We start from the raw sequence: 10,503 nt of genomic DNA, 5'->3' as shown, positions 1-10,503 counted from the left end.
CCCCTACAGGGCTGCTTTTGTACTACGGGCTAATTGCTCGTGTATTTTACCCAATCGTATTCGGCGTATAGCGGATTCACTCCATTATACGAACCCAGCCAGTCGTCAACGCCAGTACCATTCCATAAATTCATCATAATCTTGCCTGGTGTGCTTGGTATGTTTGTAGTTGCCGTATGCTTTAAAACCCCGTCAACATACCACTTAATGTACCCTGGCTGCCAATCGAAAGCATAGGTGTGGAAGCCTCTTGATGCATCAAAGCCCAGATCAACAATCTTCTCGTGACCACCGACCCCGTTTGTATAATAGTTGAATTGCACTTTTGTCGTGTCTTTGCCTAAAAATTCAATATCTATTTCATCCCATTGCGTGCCATCAGTAGGTCCCGTATACGTAAAGAAGGAAGATACGATCCCAGTATTTTTAGCAGGCTTCATGCTGACCTCGTATAAGCCGTATCTGTAAGTGTTCGTCGATCGATACTCTCCACAGTCAAATTTATTGTACGCAGAACTTGTTAAGCCAAGCTTCATTTTGCCATCGTTCGTAAAATTGACATTATTAGCACGCCAAGTGCAATTAAACATGTTCCCATTGGAATATCCATCCGCCTTTTGCCATGCACCAGAATTGAAACCATTAAGTGGTTCCCAAAAAACATTCCCCGCATAAACGCTTACCGAAAAAAACAGAGAGACAATACCCGTGACCATTAAAGTGAACCAAGATTTCTTCTTCATTTTACACCTCCATAAAAGATTGACCAAACATGAAAGAAACGGCTGGCAATGATACATTATTTCAAGTATTGGCCGGCTTACCGAAAAAATATAAAAGACTTCCATATTTGGTATCTTCATTGTAGCTTGAAATTGAGGCGTAGACTATAGCAAACTTAACGATAGAAAAATAATTTCAAAAAAACTAAATTTTATCAAGTTGTGGTTTGGAAATGTAAGTTATACAATTAGATGCAAGAAATACAAATAAACGTTATAATCTTCCATTAAGGGAGGTGATGATTTTGCAATAGGATAGACTCAGGAAGCGCAGCCACTACATGTTTATACCATTTTATTCTTTTGGCATAATAGTCAATTAAATTTTTGAGGAGGAGGCCTTTCTTTGAAAAAATTAGGTATGGTATGTAAAATAGTTCTGATACTTGTATTCATATTGCCTTTAAAACCGGTGTTTGACCAACATATAGATGCATGGTCAGGTATGCCCATGGGAGAGCTCCATGTCAGGGGCAATCAATTGGTGAACAGCAGCGGAAAACCTGTTGTTTTGAGTGGCTGGCATCAGCCGTCGGGAGCATACTGGACCTATCAAAATAGTAATTATTATCTCAAATTGAATGGTAACAATCGTCATGCAGCAATTTTGGCTTATTTGAAGGATATCACCGACACCTTTACAGACACCAGACCGAAGTATGGAAGCAACCACGGTTGGTATATGAATCAGGTCCGATTGTTTATTGACCGCCAGGATATGGGAGATGTGGCCGCAGGGTCATACAACTTCGCCGGTTTACAGGCAGTTACACAAAATGTGATTATTCCATACATCAATTATGCGAAAACAAAGGGCGTTTATGTTACCCTTGGTCTTGATTTCACTTTAGCTAACGATCAGGGTACAACACAATCCAATTTGGACAAATTTAATCAAATCTGGGGGTATCTTGCCTCGCAGCCTGCTATTAATAGCGCGGATAACGTCATGTTTGAACTGATCAACGAGCCAATTAAGTCGTATGCGAATGGGCATTGGGGAGGCTATCCCGGTGAGAATGATTTTCTTGACCATTGGAATGATCTGAGAAGATTCCAGAACTCTATCATTTCCACGATTCGAAGTAAAGGAGCGGATAATGTCATCTGGGCTGCAGGACTTGGATACAACCAATTTTACAGCCCGGTGGCAAAACACCCGCTGACAGACCCCTTGAACAACTACGGCTATGCTGTCCACTGGTATCCAGGCTACGGAGCTTATGATAACAAGGACAAGCTGCAATCGCAATGGAATTCCAACATTAAGGCGGCAGCTCAAGCCTATCCAATAAATGTTACAGAATTTACCTGGTTCAAGACACAACCCGGCGATTCAGAGTACTGGAATTTGTTTAACGGCTCTAATGATGGATTTGGGAAAAACACGAAGTCCATTTTTACAGCAGCCGGTAATGTCAGCATGACCGCACACATGAATGGCTTTCTGCTGGAATCTGGAGCAAGGAGTTCATTTGCGGACCCAACAGCAGGGTTAAAGTGGGATGGCGATACCCGACGTCAGGCGATGGCCCGCTTCTTGTTTAACTGGTACTATGAGCGTGCACAGGCCTATCCGAGAGCACTACTCCAGAACAGTGAATCAGCAACGGATAATGTGCCTGCGGATGCACCGACTGATGTGCTTACAGATACATACATTAATGCACCGACTGACGCACAATCAGAATGATGTTAATTCTTTCAGCTACCGACAGCCTATCCAATTGGATAGGCTGTTGTATTATTTTATAGAAATGAGAACTCAAAATCACTCAGCAGGCGGTGAACAAATGGAAGAAGAAAGCTCTTCGCGAATTATGTATGAGGATCAGTTTATGAAGTTAGTAGAACTTGCTGTAACCTCTAATTTGGGATTCGCAAAGTTCAGTCACCTAACATTTACGTCCATTTTTAGGCTTCCGTTATGTAAGGTTGTTGAAATGATGAGGAGAGAGTATAGTTTGTATGTATTTATTTTGTGCGGGAAGAGGTTAATATGGCGACAATTCATGATGTAGCATTAAAAGCGGGCGTGTCGGTCACAACAGTATCCCGTGTAATGAACAACCGGGGATATATTAGCGAAACTACACGCAAAAAAGTGTTCGATGCAATGGAGGAACTTAATTATCAACCGAATGAAATAGCACGATCCCTATTGCGCAAGCAGTCTAATATTATTGGCCTGATTATTCCCGATGTCTCGCATCCTTTCTTCAGTGAGCTTGCCAATCAGGTTGAGTTCTATGCCTATCAGCAAAACTGCAAGGTCCTGCTGTGCAATTCCCATATGGATCCCGTGAAGGAAAAAGTGTATATCGATATGTTGAAGCGGAACCGGGTGGATGGCATCATTATGGGTAGCCATACATTAGAAGTAGAAGAGTACCGACATTTGAATTCACCGATTGTGACATTTGATAGACAGATTGACCCGTGTATTCCTTACATATCCTCGGATAATTATCGCGGAGGCGAGCTGGCTACGGAGCTGCTCATCAGCAAAGGCTGCCAGAAAATTGCGCATATATGTGGAAATCTGGAGCTGAACATGCTGTCCAATGAGCGGACCAAAGCATTCCGGGATGTCGTGGGCAGGGATGGTGTCCAGCATGTGATCGTTCAAACAGACTTGAATGTGTTCGACCAGAAGGAGTACGAGCGAATCATTTCAAAACTCGTTCATGAACATCCCGATGTTGATGGAGTGTTCGCAACAAGTGATATTATTGCGGCTTTTGCGCTGAAAGAATATATTCGAGCTGGAAGGCATGTGCCAGAGAATGTGCGCATTGTAGGCTTCGATGATGTAAGCGTTGCTTCCTGGCTGACGCCGGAACTTACATCGGTAAGACAGCCGATTGCAGACATCGGCAGACTGGCGGTCGAGCTGATCCGCAGGCAGGCGGAAGGGGAGCAGGTACAACCTGTCAATCTGCTGCCTGTTGAACTAATTGAGCGTGCAACGACCTGAATGAAAATCTGTTCCTCTAACAAGGGGAACAGATTTTTTTTAGTACATGTTAAAAATTCAACATGTCAAACGATTGACACAAGTTAAACCATTGACATATAATCCGTTTGTAAGCGTTTTATTTAAGTGTTCAGAGCCATTATATAAATAAGGGGATGACAACAATGAGGAAATTCAAAAGAGTTCAATGGATGGTAATGCTGCTCCTTTTGGTTATGGTGGTATCTGCATGCAGTGGCTCCGGAGGAGAAGGTAATTCGGCTTCTGGAGGGGGATCAGGGGATTCGAAAAATGTGAAAATTACGCTTTTGAACTCCAAAGGCGAAATCCTTCCACAGCTGGAGGAAGCCGCGAAGGCGTTCCAGAAAGACAATCCGGGCATTACTGTTGAAATCCAGCCGGTTCCGACTGGTGGATCTCCTTTTGAGCGTGCCTCTGCCTTGTATGCATCAGGAAACCCGCCGACCATGATCATGCTAGATACAGGCGATGTTGAGAAATTTAAGGACCGTATCCTCGATCTAAGCGGGGAAAAGTGGAATGCGGACACTGTTGAAAGCGCTACTAATGCTACGACAGTTGATGGTAAAAATTACGCGTTTCCACTGGCTGTTGAAGGCTACGGATTCATTTACAATAAAGCCGTTGTAGATAAAGCGGTAGGCGGAAGCTTTGATCCCACCACAATTAAAACCCGAAATGACCTTGAAAAACTGTTTCAGCAAATCGAGACATCCGGAAAGAAAGCACTGGTGATTTCATCAATGGACTGGTCCCTGGGCGCTCATTATTTGCCTCTTGCTTATGCAGGCCAGAACAAAGACATGGCTGAAGTGGACAAATTCATGGCGTCACTAAAAGCGGGCCAGGCGGACTTGGCTAATAATCCTGTATTTAACGGACTTATGGATACATTCGACGTCATGATGAAATACAATATCGATCAGGCTTCTCCGCTAGCAGGAACTTATGAACGCGGACCGGAACTGCTCGGCAAAGGTGAAGTTGGCATTTGGTTCATGGGCAACTGGGCATGGCCGCAAATCAACAGTTTTGATACCGCTAACAAAGAATATGGTTTTCTGCCTGTACCCATCAGCAACAATGCCGATGACTACGGCAATCAGGAGATTTCGTCTGCTGTATCCAAGCGCATTGTTATTGACAAGGAGAAGGCTACTCCAGAACAGCAAGAGGCGGCGAAGAAGTTCCTGAACTGGATCGTCTATGAAGAGAAAGGCCAGGATTTCCTCGTGAACCAAGCAAACATCATCCCGGCGTTCAAAAATATTACACTGCCTGCGGCCGATCCGCTGGGCAAGTCCATCCAGGATTATATCGCAAAAGGCAAGTCAGAGCAGTCGATGAGCATGCTGCCTGCCGACCACTGGTCCAAGACAGGATCTTCCATGCAAAAGTATCTGGCGAAACAGGGCGATCGAGCAACACTGGTTAAAGAAATCGAAAACTACTGGAAGACCGTAAAATAAGGTTGTTTTCAAATTACCCGGAATAGAGAGAGAAATCAGGGACAAAGAGAGGGGGGGCATCATGATTGAGGAAAAAGGAGTATGGAATCGGCTGCGGACGCGGCTGCTGTTTACCGGACCAACCTTGTTTGCCTTCATAACGGTAATGATCATTCCATTTTTGTACGGCATCTATCTGACGTTCACAAACTGGGATGGTATTTCCACCACACTATCGCTGGTTGGCGTCCAAAACTATCTGGCTGTTTTTAGAGATATTGAGTTTTGGAAATCGTTCAGCTTGACGCTCAAGTATGTGTTTTATACCGTTGTTCTTATCAATGTGATCGCTTTTATGCTGGCTTATGTGCTGACAAAAGGGTTAAAAGGACAGAGTATTTTCCGGGCGGGATTTTTCCTGCCCAACCTTGTCGGCGGCATTGTGCTCGGTTTTATATGGCAGTTTATATTCAACAACGTGCTTGTCTATTTGGGACAACATGCCAGCATACAGTCGCTCAGCACGACTTGGCTGGCTGATCCCGACAAAGCGTTCTGGGCACTCGTGATTGTAACCGTGTGGCAGAACGCGGGTTACATGATGGTCATTTACATCGCAGGGTTGACTGGTGTCCCGAATGATATTATGGAGGCCGCAAGCATTGATGGGGCAAACAGCTGGACCAGACTGCGGAAAATGGTGCTGCCCTTGATGGTTCCTTCTTTCATCGTATGTATATTCTTGTCCCTGCAGCGCGGATTTATGGTCTATGACGTGAACCTTGCACTCACGAAAGGTGGGCCGTTCAGCAGTACTCAAATGGTGTCGATGCATGTGTATGAAAAGGCATTCCTTTCCCGTGATTATGGTGTGGGGCAGGCAGAAGCATTCGTATTGTTCCTGATGGTTGCTCTCATCACTCTGCTTCAGGTTTATTTTAGCAAGAAGTTGGAGGTTGAGGCGTAATGACAAGAAAAAGAATTGCTTCCTCCGTGATCAAATTCATTGTGCTGACAGTCATACTCATATTGTTCATCGTACCTTTCGTCTTTCTGCTGATCAATTCGTTCAAGGAAAACATGGCCATCACCTCAAATCCGTTATCGCTTCCAGAGAGCTTCAGTACGGTCAATTATATGAATGCATTTGATAAAATGAATTACATCGCTGCCTTCACCAACTCATTGGTCATAACGGTGTTAAGTGTTCTGTTTATTTCACTGTTCGCGGCGATGACGGCCCATTATTTTGTCAGAAACAACACCAAGTTCAACCAATATACATTTATGCTAATGGTTGCATCCATGATCATTCCATTCCAGGCTATCATGATTCCATTGGTGAAAATCTACGGGTCACTTGATCTGCTGAACAGCAAGTGGTCGCTGATTTACATGTATATCGGTTTTGGCAGCTCGCTGGCCGTCTTCATTTATCATGGTTTTGTAAAGAGTATTCCAAAGGAACTGGAGGAAGCGGCGCTAATTGACGGCTGCACGCGGTTTCAGACATTCTTCCGGATTGTGTTTCCGGTACTGATGCCCACGACTGCCACCATTTCCATTCTCAATGTACTGTGGATCTGGAATGATTTTCTGTTACCTTCCCTTATTCTGGTCGATCCGGAGCAAAGGACACTTCCGTTGTCCACGTACAACTTTTATGGAACCTATACAGTGGATTATGGTCCATTGATGGCAAGTTTGGTACTGACGATATTTCCGATCATTATCATCTATCTGTTCGCCCAGAAGTATATTATTCAGGGTGTTATGCAAGGCTCGATTAAATAACTGCAGGGGGAGGATGCTTTATCAAACAGACTAGAACGTATACGAGAGAGCGTGCAGATCAATTTATTTCCCAATCGAAGCATATGCTTCGGCCAGATTATCGGCTGCACTACCATTTAATGGCTGAACTGGGCTGGATGAATGATCCGAACGGCTTCATTCAATATAACGGGCAATATCACTTGTTCTATCAACATTACCCGTATAAATCAGTATGGGGACCGATGCACTGGGGACATGCAGTCAGCCGCGATCTTATGAAGTGGGATTATCTACCGATCGCTTTGGCACCGGACGGTGAGTTCGACCAGGATGGCTGCTTCTCTGGCAGTGCGATTGAGCAGGACGGAAAGCTTGTCCTGATGTATACCGGGCATGTTGTAACCGGGCCTGACAAAGATCAGGATTACAAGCAGTCGCAGGGAATTGCAGTATCAGAAGACGGAATAACGTTCGAAAAGTGGGAGGGCAACCCGGTCATCAGTTATGACGCTATACCGGACACGATCAGCCGTAAAGACTTCCGTGACCCTAAGGTGTTCAGGCACGAAGATCAATATTACGCCGTTCTCGGTTCTAATGATGCCAAAGGGAACGGACTTGTACTGCTTTACCGTTCTGAAGACCTGAAAAGCTGGACGTATGTCAATGTACTAGCCGTGAGTGACGGACGCTTCGGTGATAATTGGGAGTGTCCAGATCTGTTCCCGCTCGGTGGTCGGCACGTATTTATGCTATCCCCGCAGCGCATGCCTGCACAGGGGGAGGCTTACCGCAATCTGCATTCCACCATGTACGGTATAGGTGATTTCAATTCCGCTGCCGGAACATTTACGGCAGAGCGGTATGCTCAGGTGGATCACGGATTCGATTTCTATGCCCCACAGTCAACCTTGGATGATAAAGGGCGGCGTATCGTTATCGGATGGATGGATATGTGGGAATCGGAGATGCCGACTCAGGAGGGGCACCATTGGGCTGGTGCGATGAGTCTTTCGCGGGAAGCGGTGATCGACCACGACAGATTGCTGTTCCGTCCGCTTGAAGAGGTGGAAAATTACCGATCCAATCTGTTTGAACAGCGGGATATCTTACTGACAGGTGAGCAGATTATGGACACGCGCGGAGATAGCTACGAACTGAAGGTCGTATTTGAGTTCGAGGCTGGCCATACGGATGAATTCGGCTTGAAGCTGCGGGTGGGCGACGAAGAGGAGACTGTACTCTCGTATCGTCCTGATGACGGTCTGTTCCGTTTTAACCGTGAGCGTGCCGGTATCGGACCGGGCGGAGAGAGAAGAGTGCCCTTGGAATTACAAGAGGGGCGTCTGGAGCTTCGGATTTTTGTCGATAAAAGCTCTGTGGAGATATTCATCGGCGACGGCGAATACGTTCTCACAGGAAGAGTGTATCCCGGAATGGAATCAAAAGGTATTCGTGCATTTGCGAACGGAAACTGTACGATTGTCTCGTTCCAGAAGTGGGATATCCTTGCATAGAATCGCATACAAACAGGAACCTGACCGTGGATGGTCAGTTTCCTGTTTTTTTGTGGCCATTTTGCTCGTATGATTTTAGGCGCGCTTATGTTGCAGATAAGCATCAAGATAAGCATCAATTTTTGCGAGAGCTTCTTTTGTACCGCCGGATTGCTGGAAGCTGTCATTTATTTTTTGTACGCCCTCTTTATACGCTGCGTTTGACACTACCTCATGTACGGCATCTCTTAACGTTTGTGTATTGATTTGATCCTTAGTTATTCGATAGCCCGCTTGAAGTTCCGTTAACCGCTGCGCGACCATGGGCTGATCCTTGTCCTGAGGCAGCACGACCAAGGGTACATTAAAGTGAATTCCTTCATTCACACTGTTCATTCCACCATGAGTAATAAATACATCTGAATGACGTAATACCTCCAATTGAGGAACATAAGACGAGATGATAAAGTGCTCAGGAGCCGGGTTAATTTTGGTAAAGTCAGCTTTCTCGCCAGCTGCAATCACGACGATGCCTTCAAAATCGGAAAAAGCCTCAATGCAGGTGTTAAAAAAGTCTTCAGTGTGGTCCAGCACAGTTCCCATCGAAATATATAAAACCTTTTTACCCTGTAGTCTGTCCAGCGGGAATAAATTTTCTCCTTTGCGCTCCGGGAAGCTGGGGCCAATAAAAAGATGCTCGTCCCCAAATTGTTCACCATTCGGTTGAAAATATCTGCTCGTATATACAACATTCAAATCTCCTGAATTGTTCATAAATTGAACCAGATCTTTGGGAGCAACACCGAACCTTTCTTTCATGAGATGCAGTGAAGACGTGACTTGTTCATCAGGATGAAACGGTACTTTAGCGTCGGAGCGGAAGAGATTGGCAGCCATCAGATGATTTGAAATGAGAAAAGATGGGGATGAAGAAATGCCTGGAATATTCAAATAATCTCTTACTAATTCACCAGCTCCGAATCGATCATAGAACACCAAGTCAAATTGAATACGCTCGGACAGCTCCTGAGTGATGGCTAAGATGTCCATCGAAGTCTGGATATGAATATTCATAAATGCGTTCAGTCCTGCCGGAGTGTTGGTATCAATGGAAGCAGTCCTGACCAGATCAGGATGCAGGTGAACCTTCGCTCCAACTGCTTCGAGTCTATTCTTGTATTTCTCAGTTGTAATGTAATGAACCTGGTCCCCTCGTGCTGCAAAGGCTTGCGTGATCCCAAGCGTGGGGTTTACATGTCCTTCTGCCGGAAAGTTAACCATTAATACGTTTAACATCCATCATTACTCCTTTTCTCTACAATTAAGATCGCAGTTTTCACTGAATCTCTTAATCCATAATAACAATAATATTTATTTTTTCAAATGATATCCTTTCATGATCGTGAAACACATGTTGGCATGAAATGTGTATAACAAATATTTAACTCGTGCATAGTAAAGGCGAACTCTACTTAGCAAGGGAGGTTTTTTCTAAGTGAATGTTCAAAGAGCGCAAGAAATAGCGTCCTCTTCCATCATGGCGGATGTGTTGTGCGATGGGCTACCCATTTATATTCAGCATGTGAATGAACAGCGTGAGACGGCACGCATTTATGCGCTGAGCAATCCAGAAGAGGAACGGGAAGTACCTTTATACACGTTAACAGAACGAGATCAGGCACTGGAATAAGAAAGGAGCGCTATGAAAAATGAAACCAAATCAACAGAAGGAAATCGAGGCAGACCGTTTGAATTTTCGTGACCAGACGGATGATGTGGTTAGAGAAGTACCGGCCACGACGGATGCCAGCGAAGCAGTTGCAGCAATAACTTCACATATCAATAAATACGATGTACCGGATGAGTTGGAGGAGAAATAGAGAATGACCAAGCGCGCACAGGATAACCTGTTGCGTGCTTTTTATATGACACATATTTGGCTGGAGTCGAACAAATAGTATTTAATGCCCAAACGTACAAATGATATTGCCCATGTGTACGTT

10 protein-coding genes are annotated in these 10,503 nt (G+C 44.8%); 8 read left to right on the top strand and 2 right to left on the bottom strand.

Translation table 11 applies throughout. The annotated features are described in order from the left end of the window. Positions 1-29 precede the first annotated feature (29 nt). On the bottom strand, positions 30-743 hold the full coding sequence (gene bglS, locus AOU00_RS09170) for a beta-glucanase (RefSeq protein ID WP_061828971.1): 714 nt from the start codon (positions 741-743) through the stop codon (positions 30-32). A gap of 385 nt (positions 744-1,128) precedes the next feature. Here bglS and AOU00_RS09165 point away from each other — a divergent pair, with 385 nt between their 5' ends. The 6 genes from AOU00_RS09165 to AOU00_RS09135 all read left to right on the top strand — a co-directional run bounded on the left by AOU00_RS09165 (position 1,129) and on the right by AOU00_RS09135 (position 8,521). Further along, positions 1,129-2,475 (top strand): cellulase family glycosylhydrolase, encoded by a 1,347-nt coding sequence (locus tag AOU00_RS09165; protein WP_069290474.1) that lies wholly within the window; start codon positions 1,129-1,131, stop codon positions 2,473-2,475. 306 nt (positions 2,476-2,781) lie between these two features. Beyond that, positions 2,782-3,759, top strand: coding sequence for a LacI family DNA-binding transcriptional regulator (locus AOU00_RS09155; RefSeq protein WP_069290472.1), 978 nt, complete (start codon positions 2,782-2,784; stop codon positions 3,757-3,759). Between the two features lie 164 nt (positions 3,760-3,923). Then, positions 3,924-5,249, top strand: a complete 1,326-nt coding sequence (locus AOU00_RS09150; protein WP_069290471.1) for an ABC transporter substrate-binding protein — start codon at positions 3,924-3,926, stop codon at positions 5,247-5,249. Between the two features lie 61 nt (positions 5,250-5,310). Further along, positions 5,311-6,195, top strand: coding sequence for a carbohydrate ABC transporter permease (locus AOU00_RS09145; protein ID WP_069290470.1), 885 nt, complete (start codon positions 5,311-5,313; stop codon positions 6,193-6,195). Beyond that, on the top strand, positions 6,195-7,022 hold the full coding sequence (locus tag AOU00_RS09140; RefSeq protein ID WP_069290469.1) for a carbohydrate ABC transporter permease: 828 nt from the start codon (positions 6,195-6,197) through the stop codon (positions 7,020-7,022). The genes AOU00_RS09145 and AOU00_RS09140 overlap by 1 nt, the downstream gene beginning before the upstream one ends. A gap of 83 nt (positions 7,023-7,105) precedes the next feature. After that, complete coding sequence (locus AOU00_RS09135) at positions 7,106-8,521, top strand: glycoside hydrolase family 32 protein (RefSeq protein WP_069290468.1); 1,416 nt, start codon at positions 7,106-7,108, stop codon at positions 8,519-8,521. Between the two features lie 75 nt (positions 8,522-8,596). Here the strand turns inward: AOU00_RS09135 and AOU00_RS09130 are convergent, their stop codons facing one another. Then, positions 8,597-9,796, bottom strand: coding sequence for a macrolide family glycosyltransferase (locus AOU00_RS09130; RefSeq protein WP_069290467.1), 1,200 nt, complete (start codon positions 9,794-9,796; stop codon positions 8,597-8,599). A 199-nt stretch (positions 9,797-9,995) separates the two neighbouring features. Between AOU00_RS09130 and AOU00_RS09125 the strand changes: the two genes are divergently transcribed. Both AOU00_RS09125 and AOU00_RS26570 read left to right on the top strand, forming a co-directional pair. After that, a complete protein-coding gene (locus AOU00_RS09125; RefSeq protein WP_069290466.1) occupies positions 9,996-10,190 on the top strand; it encodes an H-type small acid-soluble spore protein in 195 nt (64 codons plus the stop codon). Between the two features lie 19 nt (positions 10,191-10,209). Beyond that, on the top strand, positions 10,210-10,380 hold the full coding sequence (locus AOU00_RS26570; protein ID WP_165179260.1) for a hypothetical protein: 171 nt from the start codon (positions 10,210-10,212) through the stop codon (positions 10,378-10,380). Positions 10,381-10,503 lie beyond the last annotated feature (123 nt).

The sequence above is a fragment of the Paenibacillus polymyxa genome (assembly GCF_001719045.1).
Taxonomy (GTDB): Bacteria; Bacillota; Bacilli; order Paenibacillales; family Paenibacillaceae; genus Paenibacillus; species Paenibacillus polymyxa_B.
This window is presented reverse-complemented; position numbering and strand designations above follow the sequence as displayed.